The organism is Chryseobacterium indoltheticum, assembly GCF_003815915.1.
GTDB classification, from domain to species: Bacteria; Bacteroidota; Bacteroidia; order Flavobacteriales; family Weeksellaceae; genus Chryseobacterium; species Chryseobacterium indoltheticum.
This window is the reverse complement of the sequence record NZ_CP033929.1, coordinates 3,243,357-3,265,215: the sequence shown is the minus strand read 5'-3', so window position 1 is coordinate 3,265,215 and position 21,859 is coordinate 3,243,357. Positions and strand designations below refer to the sequence as shown.

The following is a 21,859-nucleotide window of genomic DNA, read 5'->3' as shown; positions in this document are numbered from 1 at the left end:
TGATAAGAAAAAATAGTATTTCCTAAATAAGTCTACGCCTTTGTATAACTTAAAAACGACTGATATTTAAAATTCTTTTGTTTGACTTTGCGCTAAATTAAAAAGAGTAAAATATTAATGATATTCACAGATTCAATTTCTAAAATGTGCAACCGTTTTCTTTTTAGGGAACGGTTTTTGCAATTTTTTAAAACATAATATTTCTAACACATCACATCATTTATTTTATGAAAAAATATCTTCTCCCGGCAGTTGCTCTGCTTTTTTTCAGTTGCAAGGAAAATAAAAATAATACTTCGGAAACAGAAGTTGTTACCAAAACAGATACTTTAAAATTACCACCACCCAACGAGAAAGTTGCCAAAAACAAATTCAGCAATGTCCTTGGCTGGCCTGCAGGAAAATCCCCGACAGCTCCTGAAGGATTTACGGTTACCCGTTTTGCAGAAAATATTAAAAGTCCAAGAAATATGATTCAGGCTGCAAACGGTGATATCTTTGTAGTGCTTTCGAATTCTGAACGTACAAAAACCGAAAAGATAAAAAATGACATCAGCGGAAAAAGTGATGCTGAAGTCGGAGGTAAATCTGCCAATAGAATTATTCTGTACAGAGATGCCAACAAAGACGGCGTTGCAGAAACATCTTCTGTTTTTCTTGATAATCTGAATCAACCGTACGGAATGTTGATTATTAAAGATCAATTTTATGTGGCAAATACCGATGGACTTTGGGTTTACCCGTATAAAGAAGGCGACATGAAAATTACAAAACCCGGAAAGAAAATAGTTAGTCTTCCTGCGGGTGGTTACAATAATCACTGGACGAGAAATTTAATTGCCAATAAAGATCAGTCGAAAATCTATATTTCTGTTGGTTCCGGAAGTAATGTCGGCGAAAACGGAATGGAAAATGAAGTGAGAAGAGCTAATATTCTGGAAGTGAATCCTGACGGAAGTGGCGAGAAAATCTATGCAGCAGGTCTTCGAAATCCTGTCGGAATGAGCTGGAACCCTTCAACAGGGGAGTTATGGACGGTGGTGAACGAAAGAGATGAATTGGGAGACGAATTGGTTCCGGATTATTTAACAAGCGTTAAACAAAATAAATTTTACGGTTGGCCGTACGCTTATTTCGGAAAAAATGAAGACCCGAGAAGAAAGGGCGAAAAACCAGATCTTGTAGCAAAAACAATTGTTCCGGACGTTCCTTTGGGATCGCATACGGCATCTTTAGGTTTGTCTTTTTATACAGGAAACCAGTTTCCTGAGAAATATAAAAACGGAGCTTTCATCGGGCAACATGGTTCGTGGAACCGTTCTTCACTTGTTGGTTATCAGGTCGCATTTGTTCCTTTTAAGAATGGAAAAGCAGCGGGATCTTACCAACCATTTCTCACCGGATTTATCGCCAATGAAGAGAAAGGAGATGTTTACGGAAGACCTGTAGGCGTCCTGCAAATTGCTGACGGCTCACTGTTGGTTGCTGACGATGTAAGTGGAATTGTCTGGAGAGTTGCGTACAATAAAAAGTAAAGCTGAATCTCAATTTTCATTTTGAAATAATTTAGATGAAATTTTGTGGTATGAAATATGCAAGATTCAATGTGTAACCAATTGAAATTATTAAATTTTAATTATTAAAGTTAAACATCATGAAAAAGTTATTAATATCAACGGTTTTATTAGTGGGATTATCAGTAAGTGCTTACGGTCAGCAACGTCCACCAGCGCCACCTCATCCGTCAAAAGCTCAGTTGGCAAACAGTAAAGCAAGCGAACTTGATAAACGATACAGGGCAGAAAAGAAAATGATTCTGAATCATCCGGTTGCCACAAAAAAAATGAAAAACGATCAGCTGAAAGCTTTAAATATAAGATATCAGAATGAAAAAAAATTGCTTAGAAGCGCAAGGTAACCCAAGGAAGATTTATTACTGAAATATTCCTTAAAAAAATAAAAGAGAATGCAGATTGCGTTCTCTTTTTTAGTTTAAAATTAAATCAGGAAACTTTTTGTAATGCATTCTCAGATGAATTTGCTGAAACGCAAAACATCCAATATTTTTCCTTAAATTCGCATAAAAATTTTAAGCTAATGAATTACGATATTATTGTCATCGGAAGTGGTCCCGGTGGATATGTTACTGCAATCAGAGCGGCGCAATTGGGTTTTAAAACTGCAATTATTGAGAAAGAAAATTTAGGAGGAATATGCCTTAACTGGGGATGTATTCCTACCAAAGCTTTGTTGAAGTCTGCTCAGGTTTTTCATTATATTAATCATGCAGAAGATTACGGATTAAATAAGGTGGAAGCTAGTTTTGAGTTTCCAAACGTAATCCAGAGAAGCCGTGGTGTAGCCTCTAAAATGAGCAAAGGAATTGAGTTCTTGATGAAAAAGAACAAAATCGATGTCATTTTGGGAACTGCAAAAGTGCAAAAAGGTAAAAAAGTTTCTGTAACAGATAAAGACGGTAAAGTGACTGAATATTCAGGAACAAACATCATCATCGCAACAGGAGCTCGTTCTAGAGAATTACCAAACTTACCACAAGACGGTAAAAAAGTAATCGGATACAGACAGGCATTGTCTCTTCCTGAGCAGCCAAAATCTATGATTGTTGTAGGTTCTGGAGCAATCGGAGTAGAGTTTGCTGACTTCTATAACACAATGGGTACGAAAGTAACTGTTGTAGAATTTTTACCAAACATCGTACCTGTAGAAGATGAAGAAATCTCAAAACACTTAGAAAAATCTCTTAAGAAATCAGGTATCGAAATCATGACAAATGCTTCTGTAGAAAGCGTTGATACAAGCGGAAACGGTGTAAAAGCAACTGTGAAAACTGCTAATGGAAATGTAACTCTTGAAGCTGATATTTTGCTTTCTGCTGTTGGAATTGCTGCAAACATCGAGAACATTGGTCTTGAAGAAGTGGGAATTCAGACAGATAAAGGTAGAGTTTTGGTAAACGAATGGTACGAAACTTCAGTTCCTGGTTATTACGCAATCGGAGATATTATTCCTACTCAAGCTTTAGCACACGTTGCTTCTGCTGAAGGTATTACTTGTGTAGAAAAAATCAAAGGAATGCACGTTGAGAAAATCGACTACGGCAATATCCCTGGATGTACGTACTGTCACCCGGAAGTTGCTTCTGTTGGTCTTACCGAAAAGCAGGCTAAGGAAAAAGGTTACGAAATTAAAGTTGGTAAATTCCCTCTTTCTGCAAGTGGAAAAGCAACTGCAAACGGAAATACAGACGGTTTCATCAAAGTAATTTTTGATGCCAAATATGGCGAATGGTTAGGTTGTCACATGATTGGTGAAGGCGTTACCGATATGGTTGCTGAAGCGGTTGTAGCAAGAAAACTTGAAACGACTGGTCACGAAATTATTAAATCTATTCACCCGCACCCAACAGTTTCTGAAGCGATTATGGAAGCTGCTGCTGCTGCTTATGGTGAAGTGATTCATATTTAATTTTACGTATAATTTATTATATATCTAAAGCTCAGATTCTGTCTGGGCTTTTTTTTACACTATAATTATGAAAACAAAATTTATTTTATTATTTTCTTTATTATCGGTATTCTTATTCTCTCAACAAAAAGACGATAAAAATTTTTTCCCTGTAGAATATATTTTAAAAAATAGTCAGGATACGATAAAAGCTAAAGTCAGAAACGTAGGTAAATTCAGTAATAAGAAGTATTACTTTGCTACCATTATGTTTAAAATGAAAATGAGAGATTCTGATGGAAATGAGAGCTGGGTGCAGCCAGATGATATTAAATATGTCAAAATTACTGATGAGAACAATCTAAAACATGAATATTTTGCTTCATCTGAAAGACTTCCGAAAGAGCAGGGATTAATCGAAGTTTTATACGAAGGGAAAAATATAAACTGGTATAAAGATTATCACAATCCAACGTTGGCTATGCAGCTCCAAATTAAAGGTTATATTACAGATAACAATAAAAATATTCTTTACTGGGGCTTCTTTGATGATTTAAAACGTAAGTTTAAGATTATATTTAAAGACTACCCGGATTTGCAACTGAGATTAAAGTCTGCGAATACGGAAGAAGATTTTGTAAAGCTTTTGCGTTTATACGATGCTAAACAATAATTAAAACACTATATAGATTTTAATAAATATTTAAGGAAAATAGCTATTGAGATTAGAACGTCTTTTCTTACATTTATTCTATGAACTTTGAAAAAACAGGGTTGGTATTATCAGGCGGTGGTACCAAAGGTATTGCCCATGCGGGAGTACTAAAATTCTTGAACGAGCAGAATATCGATGTAGATATTCTCGCTTGCTGCAGTGCCGGTTCTATCGTGGGATGCCTTTATGCAATCGGAAAAAAACCTGAGGAAATTTTAGATTTCTTTCAGTCGGTTTATTTTTTTAACTGGAAACATTTTACCTTTAACCAGCCGGGTCTGGTGTCGTCTGTGATTTTTAATACATATCTGAAACCTATTTTCAGGGATATGAGGATTGGAGATCTCAATAAGGAAGTGAAAATTGTTGCCACCGAATTGGTTGGCGGAACAGAGAAAATTTTTGATGAAGATTTTTTAGTTACCGATGCCATCATTGCGTCGTGCTCGATTCCGGGCATTACAACGCCTTATATTTTAGGGGAAGAAATGTTCTGCGATGGAGGTGTTTTAAATAACTTCCCGGCAGATATTATCCGTGCCGATTGCGATAAACTGATTGGTGTGTTTGTCTCGCCGCCTCACGATATTAAAATTAGTGATTTAAAGACCATAAAAGCAATTGTTTCGAGATCTTATGATTTGCTTTCATATCGTATCGAAAAGGTTAAGTTTGAGCATTGTGACTGGCTTATTTCCTCTCAGGATTTATCAAGCTACGGAACTTTTGAACGCAAAAAAGACCGTTTAGAACAAATATTTAATATTGGATACCGCGCTGCCAAAGACAGTTTTGCCGAAAGCAATTATTTTACACAAATAAAAAATATTGGATCGTAAATAAAAACTCCCGCCTGAAAGCGAGAGTTTATTAATTTTAATTTTTTACGATTTGCGCATCTTGTCTTACCAAGGTTTCACCGTTTTCACCAACGACTACTAATGTGTAAGGTGCTTTTTTTGGGGAATCTGTTAAATAATTCCTCCATACTTGGTAAATAGTTCCGTTGTTATTAAATTCGAAATAATAATTACCTCCCGATCCATCAGGAATTAATTCTCCGTTACTGATGATCATACTTGGTTTCGCCGTGATTTTTGTATTGGCTCCCCAAGATTGATACAGGTAATTTCCATTCGGTTGCTTATCAATTCTTACCTTAAATTTTTTAGTTTTAATAATAACTGTTTTAGGAACATTCTGAAAATATTCAGTTCCGTTATCGTCTGTAAAATTTGGAGTCTGCTTCACATCATGAGCGGCAACGAGAGAAAACTGAGCGATGCATAAAGTTCCCAATAATAATTTCTTAATCATGTTGATTTTGTTTTAAATTATTACATGGAAATCAAATTTAAAGCCAATAAAGGAAGCATTATGTTTTAAATTATCTGAGTTTGGTGCTTCTAATTATTTCAAATCCGAATAGACCTTCTGATAATTCCAATTCTATCATACTTGACTTCTCAATCTGCTTCTTATAATCAATAGTAAACGTAAGTCTTTTTGTATCGTTAAATTTGGTTTCGAAAATAATTGCTGGAGTCCTTTTACTTCTATTATATTTTCCTCCAGAAATATTGGTTTTTCTTACAATTGAGAATGATTCTATCTTTGTTTTTTGACTGGCCAAAAGTAGATTGAGCCCTAAACAAAGTGCTGTCAAATTTGCACCTACAACAATTATACAAAAAATTGCTTTATTAAAATTATTCCAATTACTGATTTTTGAGAGTTTCTTTTTACTAAGAAAATAGGTTAAAAATCCAATCAAATAAAAAAATAAGAGGTATTCAATTCTGATAAGAGTTTGCTCAAAGAATTTTAAATTAACCAGATTTAATAGTAATGAACCAAATAAAATGCTATTTAAAATAATAGAGTTTTTTTTCAAAACAGTCTGAAGAATTTAAATAATAATTAAATTTTTTCTACCTGTGTATAACTCGCAAAAGCATCTTCTAAACTCTCAAATTTTCCTTTAAAGTCATTGATATTAGAATCCTGAATGATATTCCCCTGATGAATAAGAATCACTCTTGTACAAAGCGCTTCAACTTCCTGCATAATGTGTGTTGACAGTAAAACGGTTTTTTCTTTCCCGATTTCTTTTACCACATTTCTGATCTCAAGAATCTGATTGGGATCTAAACCATTGGTTGGTTCATCCAAAATCAATAAGTCAGGCTGATGAATAATTGCCTGCGCCAAACCAACTCTCTGTTTGTAACCTTTAGAAAGCTGACTGATTTTTTTTGATTTTTCAGGAGTAATTCCAACCAATTCTATAACCTCATCGACTCTTGCTTCAGAAATTTTATGAATATTCGCGACAAACTGTAAATATTCTTTTACATACATTTCCAGATAAAGCGGATTGTTTTCGGGAAGAAACCCGATATTCTTTTTGCTCTCAATTTCGTGCTCTGTAATATTTTTCCCGTTAAAGATAATTTCACCTTCATCAATTTTCAATGCACCGACAATCGATTTCATTAAAGTTGATTTTCCGGCTCCGTTGGGACCCAAAAGACCAATGATTTCATTTTTATCGATAGTTATGTTGATGTTATTTAGAGCAGTCTGCTCACCAAATTTCTTTGTTAGATTAATTACCTGAAGAGACATAGTACAATGTAATATTTTGACAAAAATAGAAATAAAAAAACTCATTCGGTAAGAATGAGCTGATATATGTTTAAAAAAACCAAAATTATCTTCTTTTTTTCGTAGATTTTGCCGGTGTCTTCTGACTATTGTTTTGCTGAGCATTTGTCGAACCTTGCGCCGAAGTATTGTTCATTGCATTTACAGGAGTTTGTCTTACCGCCGATTTGCTGTACAACGCTGCCTTAGGCGTTCCAATACCGAAAATTTTATCGATTTGTTTTTTATTTAAAAACTGAGATTTACCAACATATTTTTTATTCTTATTTATATATTGTATAATCTGTACTGTTGGCTGGCCGTAGTTTTTCTGGTAATAAAGTTCTATAATATCATTCGGAAGTTCCAAAGTAATATTTCCGCTTGGTTCGTCTATAAAACCATCAGTGATCAGCTTATAAAGTCCTTGCACGTCACCGTTTACATCATTAAATGAGAATGATCTGAATGTATTGAGATTACTTGTGTTGATATCCTGATAATTAAAAGTAAACTTGTTTTCCTTTTTATATAAGCCGACAGAATTGTCTTTCCCTATCTCAACTAATGCTTCGTTTTTAAGAACCTTTATTTGTGAAAATGCCGATATTCCGGAAAGTAAAGTGAGGAGTAAAATTATTTTTTTCATGCTATTGTAAATTTAATATTTCGGTTGGTAATGCTAATTTATAGATAAAATCACAAAGACCATTTACTTTTATTAAGCAAAAATAATGTTTTTTTTTAATTTGTCTTTTCTTGAATATTATGCAAATCGTAATATATAATCGAGAAAATGACTTTAAAATTCATTTATATTATGAATATTAGAATTTTTTCGTAACAGAATTAGGGCTTAAAAGTTAGATGTCAATAAATTACATAGGAAATGTACTTAAGTTTCCAGAGACGTAATAGCCTCTTTTTACAATATAAATGCCTTTAATTTGGTTTGTTTACGGTTAATAGTTTTAAATGAATTTAGATATAATACTTTAAGTAGATTAATGTTTTTATTTTAAAATTTTAATAAAATTTTAATATTAAATAAAAATACGTAAGCTATTCCAAAAGATATATAAATAAAATTCTTATAATAAATCTGAATCAAGAGTTATACCAATAATTAAGATTTATTGTAAAAACTAGCTTAAATGCTTAGCTTAAAAACCAAATCTCAAATTGGCTTCCGTGCTCCAATGCTTTGTAATTTAGATATCCTTTATGGGCCTCAATAATACTTTTGCTCAAAGTCAAACCGATTCCCGAGCCACTGATTCTGGTCGTGAAAAACGGAAGAAAAATTTTATCTTTAATTTCGCTCGGTATTCCGATTCCGCTGTCTTCTACACTCAAAACAATACGTTTGTTTAATGTTTTAATCTCTGTTCGGATGTTTTTTTCGGGTGTGCCTTCCACGGCATAGATTGCATTTAGATAAAGATTGATAAGGCATCTTTCAATCATCTTCTGATCTGCAAAAACAGTTTGGTTTTCTAATGAATTGATGATTTTTATATTGTTTTTTTCAAATTCAGGTTTCAGAAAATTAAGTGCTGATTCCACAATATCACTCAGAGAAATAGTTTTGAAAACAGGTTTCGGCAACTCGGCAACCTGTCTGTAATCATCAACAAAATTCAGCAATTGCTTCGATTTATTATTGATAATCATCAGGCTTTCCTGCATGTCTTTTTGATCTTCTTTGTCAATCGCTTCCTGATTGGCAATGTATTCCAGATTTTGAATCAGGCTGTTGACGGGCGTTAAAGTATTTAGAAGTTCGTGAGAAATTACCTTCATCAGATTATTCCATGCCAGTTTTTCCTTTTGCTCAATTATTTTTTGCACAGATTCTAAGCTGATGATGCAAAAACGGTTTTTTACATTCTCTACTTTCTTTGTTCTGAGAGAAAATGACTGTTTTGTATTTTCATTAATTGAAATATCGAAGAACTCCTGAGAGTTTTCATACTGCGTCTGCTCGATGATTTTGTAAAAATTGGGTGTTTTACTTTCGTAAAGATTCCAGTGATTATATTTTGGGATTTCCAGAATTTCCAGAAAAACAGGATTTACATAAAAAACTTCCCATTCATTATTTTTTTCGGAAAGAATCATTAATCCAATTTCCAGTTGATTCAATATTTCTTCATAAAGAAGTTTGTAAGAAGAATGCGAGAGATGCTCTTCTTTGCTTTGATAATAAAGTTTTACGGCACTGTCGAGCAAGCTGTTTTGTTCAGCTTCAGGAAATAGCGAGAAATCTTTTTTCTGAATGGCCAAAAGCAGCTTTTCTGTTTTTTGAATGTAAGATGAAGCCGATTTTTGCGCCAAAATAATACAAATCAGACTTATCGATGAAAAAAGGAAGTAATTAATCCACCTGTTTTGAGAATAAAAATCAAAGGCAAAAATTCCGCTGACAATTGCAAGCAAAATAAATAGTAACCAAAAAAACTGTTGCTTTTTCATTTAAAATTTTTCAAGGTTGTCATTCAGTGAAGAATCTATTTCTCTTATAAGATTCCTGGTTCCGGAATGATACGTTTTTTCCATTTTTACAATTCAAATTTTTCCATTCTTCTGTACAATGCGGCTCTGGATAATCCCAGATCTTCTGCGGCGAGAGAGATATTTCCACGGTGTTTTTTCAATGCTTTTTTAATGAGAATTTCTTCCATTTCCTCGATGTTGAGATTAATGATGGTGTTTTCCGACTCTTCATCTTGAGGCATTAGTAATTTCAGATTTTTTTCGTTGGAAAGAATCACACTTCGCTCAATGCAGTGATCGAGTTCCCGGATATTTCCCGGCCATGAATACTTTATCAATTCTGAAAGTAAGTTTTCATTTAATGCCGATTCAGATTTGTGATACTTCTGTTTGTACTTATCGAGAAAATAATTAGCAAGATCAGGAATATCTTCCAATCGCTCTCTCAGACTCGGAATTTGCAGCTCAACAGTATTGATTCTGTAATACAGATCTTTTCTGAATCTGTTTTCTGAAACTGCTTTTTTTAAATTTTCATTTGTCGCAAAAATAAATCGTACGTCCAAAATTCGCTCTTTGCTTTCTCCAAGTCTAGACAGTTTTCTGTTCTGAATTAAACTTAATAATTTGGTTTGAAGATGAAGCGGAAGATTTCCGATCTCGTCAAGAAAAACAGTTCCGTTTTCTGCATTTTCTATTTTTCCGGCATAATCCTGATGCGCATCGGTAAAAGCACCTTTTTTATAACCGAACAGTTCAGCTTCAAAAAGATTTTCTGAAAGACTTCCCAAATCGATATGCACGAAAGGTTGATTTTTCCTTTCTGATAATTCGTGAATGTGCTCGGCGAGAACATATTTTCCGGTTCCATTTTCTCCCAAAAGCAAAACATTGGCATCGGTTGCAGACACTCTTTCAATCTGATCCATTACCTCTTTCATAGATTGAGACTTGGTTTCCAGCTGATATTGATTGGTTTTAATACTGATGTTTTCCCATTGATTGAGTTTTTTGTTTTTTCGGGAAATATCAACCGCCAAATTAACGGAAGCATACAGTTTTTCATTATTCCAAGGTTTCAGAATAAAGTCGGAAGCACCGTTTTTCAAAGCTTCTACAGCCAATTCCACTTCACCATATGCGGTCATCAGGATAATTGGAAGTTGAGCTTCCAGCGTTTTGATTTCCTGCATCCAGTATAAACCGTCTTGTCCGCTTTCAAAACCTTTCCTGAAGTTCATATCCAGAAGAACGGCATCAACCTGATGTTCAGATAAAAATTTCAGAATATTTTTTGGCTGACTGAGACAGCTTACTTCCGTAAAAAATTTTTTGAGCCAGACTCTTGCTGAAAACAAAATATCCTCATCATCATCCACAATTAAAATATGAGCTTCCTTTTTTCGCATTTCTTTTTATTTGGTTGTCGGTTGATAGTTTTTAGTTAATAGTTATTTAATTACTAAAGATTTAGAATAGAATTCAAAAATAATCAACTAATAACTGACAAATATCAACTAAATCTGTTCGTTTTCGTACAAAAAGTGTCCGATAGTGAACAGTCTTAAAATTAATTAAAATATATTTAATCACATTTACAGGGAGTTATAGTATTGCAAATCTCTGGTCTTTGTATTGTGTAATTCTCTATAAGTAAAACAGTTATCTGAATATGGATACGAAAATAGTAAAAAATAAATCTAAACTAAAATTAATTTTAAGCATCATTGCTTCTGCTTTGGCAGTTTCTGTATTTGGATGGTACTTTCTCAATCAGAAAAAAACCTATAATGTAAAATCAGAAGATATTACAATTGATGAAGTGAAGAATGGAAAATTTGAAGATATGTTAATGGTAACGGCGCAAACTCAGTCTCTTAATTCTTCTCTTGTGAATGTTTTGGAAGGCGGTGCTGTAAAAGAAATTTTTGCTGAAGACGGACAAATGCTGATGAAAGGGCAGCCAATAGCCAGAGTTTTTAATCCTAATACCGAGTTTAATTATCTGAATCAGGAAACCGGAATTATGCAACAGATCAGCCAAATGAGAAGCTCTCTTCTGGAACTGAAGAATCAGGAATTTAATCAGGATAAAGAATTATTGCAATCTCAGAATGATTATAATACGGCTTTGCAAACGTATAATCTTCAGAAAAGATTGTATGATGCGGAGATCGGAAAGAAAACCGATTATGATGTGGCTCTTCAAAATCTGAATTATCAGAAGCAAAGAAAACAAATCGTAGAAAAAGGAGGCGCAAACGAAAGGATATCAAGAAATTCTCAGTTTGCTGCGATTAATAATTCTATCAGTCAAATGGAAAAAAGTTTGAATATTCTGCATTCAAATAAAAATAATTTCCTGATTATGTCACCGGCTTCCGGAAGATTATCGTCATTCAATATATCTTTAGGACAAAATTTAACCAGTGGCGAAAGTATAGGGAAAATAGACTTAATGGGTGGTTACAAGCTGATTGCTAAAGTAGATGAATATTATATCAATAAACTGCAAATCGGCATCAAAGGAAGTCTTGACAATAATGGAAAAGAGTATGAAGTGATCATCGCCAAAATTCTTCCGGAAGTGAAAGATGGGCAATTTTCTGTAGAACTTAATTTCATTGATGTGAAACCTGAAAACTTAAAAATAGGAATGACATTCGGTGTGAAACTGAAATTGTCTGGAGATACCCAAAGTTTAATGGTTCCGAAAGGAAATTTCTATAAAGATACCAACGGAAAATGGATCTTTGTAGTCAAAGGAAATAAAGCCATAAAACGGAACGTAAGTTTTGGAAGAGAAAATTCGATGTATTATGAAGTGCTTTCCGGATTGAAGGCGGGAGAAAAGGTGATCACTTCCGACTATTCTGAACTTAAGAAATATGAAATTATTGATATTAAAAAATAAAACAAGTATGATGATTAAAAAATTTCTAGTATTAACTATTCTTTTTGTCTCAATTCTGAATTTTTCGCAGGAAAAATTAGAACCTAAAGTTGACGAAAGAATAGAAATTGTAAGCGTGGTTTTTCGATTGGCGGGAGCTGAAGAATATAGTCAGAACGATAATAAAAAGTACGTGGCAGATATCAATACTTATTTTGATGCTTATAAAAATTCAGAAATAATTGAATTTATTAAGGAAAACAGAAATAAAAACGGATTGGGCTATGATGCCGTAATGTCGATGGCGCTTCATTTATCTTTTAAAAACGGAAAATTCAGTTTGATTAAAGAAAAAGAAAATTCTTTAGATAAAAGGTGGGAAAAAGTAGACACCAAACGGTTTGTTTCTTTGTTGAATCAATTTTACGAGAAAACCGATTTTCAGAAATTTTTTGACAATCATGCTGGAGAATATAAAAAAGCAGAAATTGAATATCAAACATCTGTTTTGTCTGATTTTAATCAAGATTGGTATTCAAAATTTTACGGTAAAAAAGCCAATGAAGATTATAAAATCATTTTAGGTTACGGAAATGGCGGTGGAAATTACGGAATTAAAATTCACCCCGAAAAAAGTAAAACCATCGTAAATGCAGTAGTCGGTGTCTGGTCTTTTGATAAGGACGGAAACGCAAAATTCGATAAAAATGAATTTCAGCCTTTATTGATTCATGAGTTCAACCATTCGTTTGTCAATTATATTTTGGATATGAATGGCAATACTTTAAAATTAGAAAATTCAGGTAAAATAATTTATGAATTGGTAAAAAAAGACATGGAATCTCAAGCGTATGGAAATTGGGAAACGATGATCAATGAAAGTCTGGTGAGAGCCGCTGTTGTACGGTATATGATCGATAATAAATACTCACAAAAAGATATCGGTGAAGAAATTTTTATTCAGGAAAAAAGAAAATTTTTGTGGATGAAAGAATTGGTAGATCTGCTGGGAATGTATCAGAACAACAGAAAAAAATATCCTTCTTTTGAAAGCTTTTATCCTGAGATTATCTCTTTCTATAATAAGCTAGCACCAAGAATGAAGACCATTATTGCAGATTACGAACAAAAACAACCTAAAGTACAATCTATTTTTCCCGATGTCCGGAACAAAAATGATGTAGATCCTGCGATACAAGAAATCACAATACATTTTGACAGAGAAATGGCAGAAGGCGTTTCTATAAGCATTGGAAGTACAGGCAAAGAACATTTTCCTTTGAAAAAACTCGTAGGCTTTGTGAATGATCATAAAGGAATAAAATTAGTGACGAAAATGAAGCCCAATACAGAATATGAATTTGTATTGACGGGAAATAAATTCAAATCGAAAGAAGGCTATCCTCTAAAAGAAACCGTAATAAAATTTAAAACAAAATAACTCAACTTTAAAACCAAATTAAAATGATAAATATTCAAAACCTATCCAAAGTATATAAAACTGAAGACGTGCAAACCAATGCGCTCAATAATGTAAGTTTAAGCATAAAAGAAGGAGAATTTGTAGCGATAATGGGACCTTCAGGTTGCGGAAAATCTACTTTTCTAAATATTCTTGGGCTTTTAGACAGCGCTTCTTCCGGTTCTTATCAGTTTGAAACAACAGAAACAATTGGAACTTCTGAAAAGAAAAAATCAGAGATCAGAAAGAAAAATATAGGTTTTATCTTCCAGAATTTTAATCTGATTGATGAATTAACGGTTTATGAAAATATAGAATTGCCTTTAATTTACAACGGAGTTTCTTCCTCAGAAAGAAAAAAACGCGTGGAAGAAATTATGGAGAAAATCAATATTGCACACAGAGCAAAACATTATCCACAGCAGCTTTCAGGCGGTCAGCAACAAAGAGCTGCCGTTGCAAGAGCCTTGGTTACAAAACCCAAACTGATTCTTGCTGATGAACCAACAGGAAATCTCGACAGCTCCAATGGAAATGAAGTGATGAATCTCTTGGCAGAACTTCACAGAGAAGGCTCTACCATTGCAATGGTAACGCACTCTTCTTATGATGCCGGCTATGCATCAAGAATTGTCAATATGAAAGACGGTGAGATTTTCTCAGAAGAACATTCTTCTCAAAGAAAAGATGTTTTCGAAAAAGCAGATGCTAAAAACTTCGCGTAAAAACTTTAGTTGATAGTTGTCGGGTGTTAGTTGATGGGAATTCTCAAAACTAACAACAATCAACTAACAACAATCATCCAAAAAACTAAAATTATGTTACAAAACTGGCTCAAAATTGCCTTCATCAATTATAAAAAGAACTGGCTTTCCACAATTATCAATTTATTCGGATTGACGATTGGGCTTACAGGATTTATGCTCATCCTCATGCATTGGAATGACGAAGAATCCTTCGAAAGATGGAATCCTAAAAAAGATAATATTTATTATTTCCAGACGTATTACAAAAAAGATAATAGTTACGGAGGTGCTATTTCTATTCCTTTAGCTGAAAATGCATTAAAACAGATTTCTGAAGTTCAGGATTACGTTTTGATAAACGGGATGGAAATAGCGTATAAAATGACCACAAAAAATAAGACAGCTTATCAACAGGGCGGACTTGCTGCGTCGGAGAATTTTTTCAACTTGTTTCCATTCAAATTAGTGGCAGGAAGTTACAAAGATGTCCTTAAAAATGATAACAACATTGCTATTTCTAATGTTGTGGCAAAAAATCTTTTTGGAAAAACTGAAGTTGCCGGCGAAACAATTAAAATCAATACAAAAGACTACATCGTTACAGCAGTTTATGAATTGCCAAAGGAAAATAGCCAGATAAAACCGGATTTTATTTTTAAACCTGCAGAACAGTTGAAAAATGATAAAGAAGCTTGGGGAAATTTCAACTATGGTTGCTTTTTTCTGCTGAGAAAAGAAGCAGACCCAAGAAGTTTTGAGAAAAAATTTCTGGATATCATTATGTTGCGTGCAAAAATAAACTCTAAAGGTGCGGGAGTGACACCTCAGCAATTTATTGATATGTATGGACCAACTGACTCATTGCTTACTCCAATTGAGAGAATAAAATTACATTCAGAGATGACATGGTTCGGGAAACCAGATTTCAAATCATTAATGATTTTGTTCACTCTTTCTGTTCTGATTGTGATTTTATCGGCTATCAATTTTATCAATTTAAAAACAGCTCAAGCTTCTCAAAGAGCAAAAGAAATCGGAGTGAGAAAAGCGATTGGAAGCACAAAATATAGTCTTATACTTCAGTTTTTAATGGAAACTTTTTTGATCTGTTTTGCCTCATATCTATTGTCGCTGGCTTTAACGGAGCTTCTTTTGCCAAGTCTCAACAAGTTTTATGATAAAGAAATTGTAATGAATGATTGGCACATATACTTTTATTCCTTCTTGATGGTGGCTTTGGTTACTTTGGTTTCGGGACTTATTCCTGCACTGTATTTATCCAATTTTAAAGCGATAGAAACACTGAAAGGAAACTTTGCCAGAAGTAAAAATGGTGTTTGGTTGAGAAACGGTATTCTGACTTTGCAACTCATTATTTCTTCTTTTTTTATCATCGGCGGGTTGATTGTCAATCAGCAGGTAAAATATATGATGAATAAGGATCTTGGTTTCAATGGAAAGCAGATTTTTCAGATCGATTTTAATGAAGATAACAATGGCAAGCCTTGGTTGAAATATGAAAGATTGAGAACGGAGATGGCAAAAATCCCTGGCGTAGAAAGTGTTTCGTTTGCAGAAGCGCCTCCCGGAACCAATAATCAGAGTACTTCGAATATGGATTATATGGATAAAAGTATTCAGGCTCGTCACGGTTCTATGGATTATAATTATCCGCAGTTTATGGGTGTTAAATTGCTTAAAGGACGTTGGCTTGATCCGAAATTGTCCTCAGACACAATTAATAATGCCTTAGTAAATGAAGCTTTTTTAAGAAGATTTGGCTGGACAGATGAGCAGGCAATGAAAAGAGAGATCAGACCTGGATTTGATGACAAAGCTTATCGTATAGTAGGAATTACAAAAGATTTCAATATCAGAAGCTTGAAGAGCGAAGTTGAACCCATGATATTTTTCCATTACAGAGAAACTACCTGGAAACGATATAATGTAAGCAATATTCAATTAAAATTAAAAGCAGACGATATCGATGGAACTGTAAAAAGATTGAAAACGTATTGGCAAAATAGTGTAGAACCGGGATATCCATTCAACTCATATTTTATAGATAAGCAATTTGCGAAAACCTTTGAAACGTACCAAAAACAACAAACCCTTTTCACGATTCTGAATGCAATGGTTTTGATGGTTGCATTATTAGGATTATTCGCTTTGTCTTCATTAATGATCGAGCAGAAATTAAAAGACGTAGCGATCAAAAAAACGTTAGGCGCATCAGATGGAAATCTGATCGTGGGGTTAACGAAACAATTTCTATGGATTACTTTTATAGCGGTTCTTGTAAGCATTCCGATCAGTTATTATCTGATGAATGAGTGGCTGAAAGATTTTGCCTACCGAATTGATATGCCGGTTTTACCATTCATTCTGAGTATGATTTTATTGTTGATTTTAACTTTCGCAGTGGTAAGTATTAAAGCATATCAAGCTACAAAAGTGAATCTTGTAAAATATCTGAAATACGAATAATGTTTGAAGTTAGATGATGGAGGTTTGGTGTTTTTGATAGCCTAAGATTAACTTCCAGCTTCCATCATCCATCTTCAGTCCAAAAAAATCCACCATGAAAAAACTATTCTTCATATTCATCATCAATCTTTTCCCTGCCCAACAGAGTTGGACGCTTAAAGAATGTCTTGATTACGCTTCGATAAATCATCCGCTGGTAAAGCAGGCAACCGTCAATATTCAGAAAAATGACCGACAGATTGCAGCTTCAAAAGGAATGTTGCTTCCATCTGTGAATGCGGGTGTAAATCACAGCTATAGTTTGGGCTCGTCAATCAATCAGTCGAGTAATCAGCGGGAAACGCTTAATACGCAATATGATCAGGTGATTGCTCAAGCAAATATTGAATTGTTTAATTGGAGAAATTATTTGAATATTTCATTGTCAAAACTCAATAAAAATGCGAGTATCTATAGGCTTAAACAAGCTCAGAATGAAGTGAAGTTTAATGTAATTCAGAATTTTTTCACGTATCAAAACAGTAAAAGCTGGTTGGAGGTTTTAGAAACACAGATCGCAGGAATTGAAGAGCAAATCAAGCGTACAGAAAAAGAAGTGGAAATAGGAAGTCGTTCAAAAAGTGATGTTTATGATATCAAAGCCAACCTCGGAACTTTGCAGGAACAATGGGTTTCGGCAAAAAACCAACGTGATCTGGCAAAAATAAACCTTCTGAATGCACTGAATATAACACAGGATTCTATATATTTTGTGATGGATGATAATGAATCTTTAGTTCAGGAAGATTTTAATACTGCTGATTTTACCAATAAATTAATAGAAAATAATCCAGCTTATAAAACTGTGATTGCAGAAATCAGCGCACAGCAAAAAAATATAGATATTGAAAAATCTGCCTATTTGCCAACCCTTAATGGAAACTACAGTTGGTCTACTTTTTACAATAAATCTTTAGGCAGCAATGTTCTTTCCAACACCAGTTTTTCTGATCAGTTTAGCCAGAATAAAAATCAGTCAATTTCTTTTGGTCTGAATATTCCGATTTTTAATAAATTTCAAATCAAAAATAACGTAGAAATAGCAAAATTAAATGTTATTAATTCCCATTACAGCAAAGATTTAATCATTAATGATTTAACCAAATCTATCAATTCTATAAAAGCTCAGTTTCTGAATGCGCAGGAAAAATACAGCCTTTTGGAACTGAATTTTGAAAACCAAAAACTGTCTTTTCAAAAATCTGAAGAAAAATATAAAGAAGGTTTAATGGATGCTTATACGTTTTTTGTGGTAAGAAATAACTGGCTTCAGGCAAATTATAATTTAATAAGCAGCAAAAATGATGTCAATCAACAAGTCGAATTATTGAAAGTTCTTCAATCTGAGTTTTAATATCTTACAAATAATTTTACACTGATTTTGCATCTATTGTAAACTCAACCTTGTCAAGGTTAATAATTCGCATATTTATTAACCTTGACAAGGTTTTGTAAAATGCTGTGAAAGAAAACGAGTATTAAATTTTACATTTTGCTAGCTTTTGAATTCTCTTTTTATCAATCATTTCTTATGTTGCATTTGCGGTTAAAAAATATCATGGATTAAAAAGATCAGGACAATAATTTGATATTTTCAGATAAAATTTCAATGCTTTTATCCATTTCATTCAGATTCAAATTTCCAAAACCCAATCGCATTGCCGTAAGATTTTTATTCTGATAAAGTAGGGTTTTGGGAATGAAAAGATTGTTTTGGGCACAGTTTCTACTGAGTTGCATTAGATTTACGGGGATTTTCCACTTCATCCAGACTGCCAAACCTCCTGAAGGTTTTTGAAAATCAATGTATTCTCCTAAGTTTTGTTCTGAAAGAGAAACGAAATAATCTCTTCTTTCCTGATAAATTTTTAATGATTTTTTTAAATACCTATTGATTTCTCCTTCAGCGATCATTTCTCCCAAAACGTGCTCCATCAAAACGTCGCCTTGCCGGTCTATAATCCCTAAATATTTTCGCATTTCAATCATCAGATTTTCCGGTGCAACAATGAATCCTGTTCGGAAACCGGGAACCAAAGATTTCCCAAAAGATCCGATATAAATAACCATTCCGTTGGTGTCTGCGCTTGCCAAAGGAAGAATAGGGCTTTTGTCGTAATGGAAATCATAATCGTAATCATCTTCAAGAATAATAAAACCATATTCATTCGCAAGATTGAGTAACTCTAACCTTCTTTTTGCACTCAAAGTGACGGTAGTAGGATAGTGGTGATGTGGCGTAAGATAAAGCATTCTTATTTTCTGTTTTTTACAGGCTTCTCTTACTTCTTCCACATTAATTCCTTCGTCATCAATCGAAATAGGCTGAATTTTTACTCCGGCTTTTTGAAAGATCATATTGACAGAGAAATAGCTTAATTTTCCGACTAAGACGATATCACCTTCCGAAAGTAAAATTTCGGAAACAATATAAATACTCATTTCCGTACTACGTGTTATCAAAAGATTGTTTTTCGAGATTGGTAAACCTCGTGATAGATTTAAAAACTGCGAAAGGTTTTTTTTGAAAAATTCACTTCCATCCTGATTATATTGTCCTATTTTATGGGCTTTTCTTTTTAAAATAGAACTGTAAATTCGGGAATGATGATCAATTTGCGTTAAACGAATATCAGGAACGCCGTCATTGAAAATATATTCACAATTAGAATATTCAAACGGATTATCTAAAATATTTGAAGTTTTAAATGAAAAACCGGTCGATTTTGGATAATGTTCAAGGTTATTTTTCTCAAAATCTTTAATTTGAAATGGTTTTTCCTGATTTTTCCCGATGACAAAAGTTCCTTTATTAGGAAGGCTTTCAACCCAACCTTGTGCAAACAATTCTTCATAAGCCGCAACAATTGTATTCCTGTGAACATTCAAAATAATGCTTAAAGCCCTTGTTCCCGGAAGTTTTATGCCAAATGGTAAAAATCCCCTTTGTATTGCATTGATCAATTGATTGGAGATCTGCATGTAAATAGAAATCTCTGAACTTCTATTGATTAAAATAAAACTTTCATAAGGAAACTCAACCGGACTATTCATAATGTTAAAACTGGCACTATCCAACCATCCGGTAATATACTACTTTTGAAACAAAAATAAAAACAAATGGAATTTTATAGCCTTATTGATAATATCGTAAGCGATAATAAAGCTCATTCAAAATGGCTCAATACACTCTCTTTTATGGAGAATGCAGGAGCGAGAAAAATTTCTGCTTGCGAACATCCTACAAAAGTAAATTTAATTCAGCTTAAACATGCTTGTGAAGAGCATCGTCATGCGTATTACCTCAAAAAGCAGATTGGAAAAATCAATGCTGAATGGTGCAAAACCTACGAAGCGAATGAACTTTTAGCACCGATTGCAACACGTCAATATCTTCACGCTTTGGATGTGAAAGCTTGCAAATATCTTCATGCTCATTTCGATTTAACAAAAGAGGAGCTAAAATATGCGGCCTATCTTTTTGTGACGTATGCAATTGAAGTTCGTGCCGACGAATTATATCCCGTATATCAGGAAGTTCTTACCAAAACCAATTCAAAAGTGATGGTGAAATCTATTATATTGGAAGAAGAGGGACATTTGGAAGAAATGATTCATCAATTAGATGAATTTTCTGAGAACTGGAAACCGCACGCGGAGAAAATTATAGAAATTGAAAAAGATTTGCATATCGATTGGGTTAATGCGATAACTGAAGAAGTGATGAAACCGGATTATGCTTAATCATCTTCATTATTTTCGGGAGGCTCTGGATAAAAGAAAAGCAAATCAGACTTTAAGAATATTAAAACCTAAATCTGAAGGTATCGATTTTTATTCTAATGATTATTTGGGATTGGCAAGAAATAAAGAGTTACAAAATTTATTGTTAAAACAGATTAATGAAAATCCTCATTTGCTTTCAGGAAGTACCGGTTCGAGATTGATCAGCGGAAACGGTACAGAAGTTATCGAAACAGAAAATTTTATTTCAAAAGAGCATAAAAGTTCATCTGCATTGCTTTTTTCTTCCGGATACAATGCCAATTTAGCTTTGTTTTCTACACTTCCGAACCGTCATGATACTATTATTGTTGATGAAAAAATTCACCGTTCCGTACATGATGCTTGTAAAATGTCACATGCGAGAAAATTAAAATTTAAGCATAATGATGTTGAGGATCTTGAACAGATTTTAAAAAGACAAAACGGAAATTGTTACGTTGCAATTGAGAGTCTGTACTCCATGGATGGGGATTTTGCACCGATTCAGGAAATTGCAGAAATCGCTAAAAAATATAATGCTTTTCTAATTGTAGACGAAGCTCATACTTTTGGTGTTTTTGGATATGGTTTGGTTGAAAAATATCAATTACAAACGTCGGTTTTGGCAACGGTAATCACTTACGGGAAGGCGCTCGGTTCACATGGCGCAACGATTTTATGTGATAAGGTCATCAAATCTTATCTTGTCAATTTTGCATCACCATTTATTTACACAACTGCAGGTCAGGATGTTCAGTGGAGAAGTATAAGAACTGGATATGAATTTTTAAAAGCAAACAAAAATGCATCTTCCGGATTACAGCAAAATATTAAAATTTTTCATCAACAAAATATAAAAACTCCGTCTTCTGAAAATAGTCCGATTCAGGCAGTTTTAGTTTCGGATAATCACCGTTTGAAAGATTTGCAGGAAACTTTATTGAATGAGGGATTTTTAACCTATGCTGTCTTTAGTCCAACTGTAAAACAGGGAACAGAAAGACTGAGGATTTGCCTTCATAGCTTCAATACAGAAGAAGAAATTATTGGTATGACTAAGGTAATTAAGGATTTTATTTAATGTAAAAAACAACGTGACTTTTGTCATTCCGCAGGAATCTAAGCAAAGAATTTATTTTCAATAG

At 33.6% G+C, this 21,859-nt stretch carries 19 protein-coding genes; 12 read left to right on the top strand and 7 right to left on the bottom strand.

Annotated elements, in window-relative coordinates:
• The first annotated feature begins 227 nt into the window (after positions 1 to 227).
• From EG358_RS15145 to EG358_RS15125, 5 genes are all read left to right on the top strand, one after another.
• Positions 228 to 1,535 (top strand): PQQ-dependent sugar dehydrogenase, encoded by a 1,308-nt coding sequence (locus tag EG358_RS15145; protein ID WP_076560743.1) that lies wholly within the window; start codon positions 228 to 230, stop codon positions 1,533 to 1,535.
• Positions 1,536 to 1,654: 119 nt separating this feature from the next.
• Positions 1,655 to 1,918 carry a hypothetical protein gene (locus EG358_RS15140; RefSeq protein WP_076560745.1) on the top strand — a complete coding sequence of 88 codons (264 nt, stop codon included), beginning with the start codon at positions 1,655 to 1,657 and terminating at the stop codon, positions 1,916 to 1,918.
• A gap of 179 nt (positions 1,919 to 2,097) precedes the next feature.
• Positions 2,098 to 3,486 (top strand): dihydrolipoyl dehydrogenase, encoded by a 1,389-nt coding sequence (lpdA, locus tag EG358_RS15135; RefSeq protein WP_076560747.1) that lies wholly within the window; start codon positions 2,098 to 2,100, stop codon positions 3,484 to 3,486.
• A gap of 67 nt (positions 3,487 to 3,553) precedes the next feature.
• Positions 3,554 to 4,138 carry a hypothetical protein gene (locus EG358_RS15130; protein ID WP_076560749.1) on the top strand — a complete coding sequence of 195 codons (585 nt, stop codon included), beginning with the start codon at positions 3,554 to 3,556 and terminating at the stop codon, positions 4,136 to 4,138.
• 80 nt (positions 4,139 to 4,218) lie between these two features.
• Complete coding sequence (locus EG358_RS15125; RefSeq protein ID WP_076560751.1) at positions 4,219 to 5,019, top strand: patatin-like phospholipase family protein; 801 nt, start codon at positions 4,219 to 4,221, stop codon at positions 5,017 to 5,019.
• Between the two features lie 37 nt (positions 5,020 to 5,056).
• On the opposite strand, the gene EG358_RS15120 is transcribed toward EG358_RS15125, so the two are convergent.
• The 6 genes from EG358_RS15120 to EG358_RS15095 all read right to left on the bottom strand — a co-directional run bounded on the left by EG358_RS15120 (position 5,057) and on the right by EG358_RS15095 (position 10,731).
• On the bottom strand, positions 5,057 to 5,497 hold the full coding sequence (locus EG358_RS15120; RefSeq protein ID WP_076560753.1) for a hypothetical protein: 441 nt from the start codon (positions 5,495 to 5,497) through the stop codon (positions 5,057 to 5,059).
• 70 nt (positions 5,498 to 5,567) lie between these two features.
• Entirely contained in the window at positions 5,568 to 6,074 is a 507-nt protein-coding gene (locus EG358_RS15115) for a hypothetical protein (protein WP_076560756.1), read from the bottom strand.
• Positions 6,075 to 6,100: 26 nt separating this feature from the next.
• The gene (locus EG358_RS15110) at positions 6,101 to 6,808 is read right to left on the bottom strand and encodes an ABC transporter ATP-binding protein (RefSeq protein ID WP_076560759.1); all 708 of its coding nucleotides are present in this window, start codon (positions 6,806 to 6,808) and stop codon (positions 6,101 to 6,103) included.
• Between the two features lie 85 nt (positions 6,809 to 6,893).
• Entirely contained in the window at positions 6,894 to 7,475 is a 582-nt protein-coding gene (locus tag EG358_RS15105; protein WP_076560762.1) for a hypothetical protein, read from the bottom strand.
• A gap of 509 nt (positions 7,476 to 7,984) precedes the next feature.
• Positions 7,985 to 9,301 (bottom strand): sensor histidine kinase, encoded by a 1,317-nt coding sequence (locus EG358_RS15100; protein WP_076560764.1) that lies wholly within the window; start codon positions 9,299 to 9,301, stop codon positions 7,985 to 7,987.
• A gap of 86 nt (positions 9,302 to 9,387) precedes the next feature.
• The gene (locus EG358_RS15095) at positions 9,388 to 10,731 is read right to left on the bottom strand and encodes a sigma-54-dependent transcriptional regulator (protein WP_076560766.1); all 1,344 of its coding nucleotides are present in this window, start codon (positions 10,729 to 10,731) and stop codon (positions 9,388 to 9,390) included.
• Between the two features lie 263 nt (positions 10,732 to 10,994).
• Between EG358_RS15095 and EG358_RS15090 the strand changes: the two genes are divergently transcribed.
• The 5 genes from EG358_RS15090 (at position 10,995) to EG358_RS15070 (ending at position 18,303) form a co-directional block, all read left to right on the top strand.
• Entirely contained in the window at positions 10,995 to 12,236 is a 1,242-nt protein-coding gene (locus tag EG358_RS15090; protein WP_076560768.1) for an efflux RND transporter periplasmic adaptor subunit, read from the top strand.
• A gap of 7 nt (positions 12,237 to 12,243) precedes the next feature.
• A complete protein-coding gene (locus EG358_RS15085; protein ID WP_076560933.1) occupies positions 12,244 to 13,656 on the top strand; it encodes a DUF4932 domain-containing protein in 1,413 nt (470 codons plus the stop codon).
• Between the two features lie 23 nt (positions 13,657 to 13,679).
• The gene (locus EG358_RS15080) at positions 13,680 to 14,402 is read left to right on the top strand and encodes an ABC transporter ATP-binding protein (RefSeq protein ID WP_076560770.1); all 723 of its coding nucleotides are present in this window, start codon (positions 13,680 to 13,682) and stop codon (positions 14,400 to 14,402) included.
• A 93-nt stretch (positions 14,403 to 14,495) separates the two neighbouring features.
• Positions 14,496 to 16,910: an ABC transporter permease gene (locus EG358_RS15075; protein ID WP_076560935.1), complete on the top strand. Its 2,415-nt coding sequence runs from the start codon at positions 14,496 to 14,498 to the stop codon at positions 16,908 to 16,910.
• A 94-nt stretch (positions 16,911 to 17,004) separates the two neighbouring features.
• The gene (locus EG358_RS15070; RefSeq protein WP_076560771.1) at positions 17,005 to 18,303 is read left to right on the top strand and encodes a TolC family protein; all 1,299 of its coding nucleotides are present in this window, start codon (positions 17,005 to 17,007) and stop codon (positions 18,301 to 18,303) included.
• A gap of 218 nt (positions 18,304 to 18,521) precedes the next feature.
• Here the strand turns inward: EG358_RS15070 and EG358_RS15065 are convergent, their stop codons facing one another.
• Positions 18,522 to 20,003, bottom strand: a complete 1,482-nt coding sequence (locus EG358_RS15065; RefSeq protein ID WP_076560773.1) for an aminotransferase-like domain-containing protein — start codon at positions 20,001 to 20,003, stop codon at positions 18,522 to 18,524.
• Between the two features lie 66 nt (positions 20,004 to 20,069).
• On the opposite strand from EG358_RS15065, the gene EG358_RS15060 reads away from it, so the two are divergent.
• Together EG358_RS15060 and EG358_RS15055 are read left to right on the top strand one after the other, a co-directional pair.
• Positions 20,070 to 20,693 (top strand): hypothetical protein, encoded by a 624-nt coding sequence (locus EG358_RS15060; protein WP_076560775.1) that lies wholly within the window; start codon positions 20,070 to 20,072, stop codon positions 20,691 to 20,693.
• Positions 20,686 to 21,795: an aminotransferase class I/II-fold pyridoxal phosphate-dependent enzyme gene (locus tag EG358_RS15055; protein WP_076560778.1), complete on the top strand. Its 1,110-nt coding sequence runs from the start codon at positions 20,686 to 20,688 to the stop codon at positions 21,793 to 21,795. Before EG358_RS15060 ends, EG358_RS15055 begins: the two co-directional genes overlap by 8 nt.
• Positions 21,796 to 21,859: the final 64 nt, after the last annotated feature.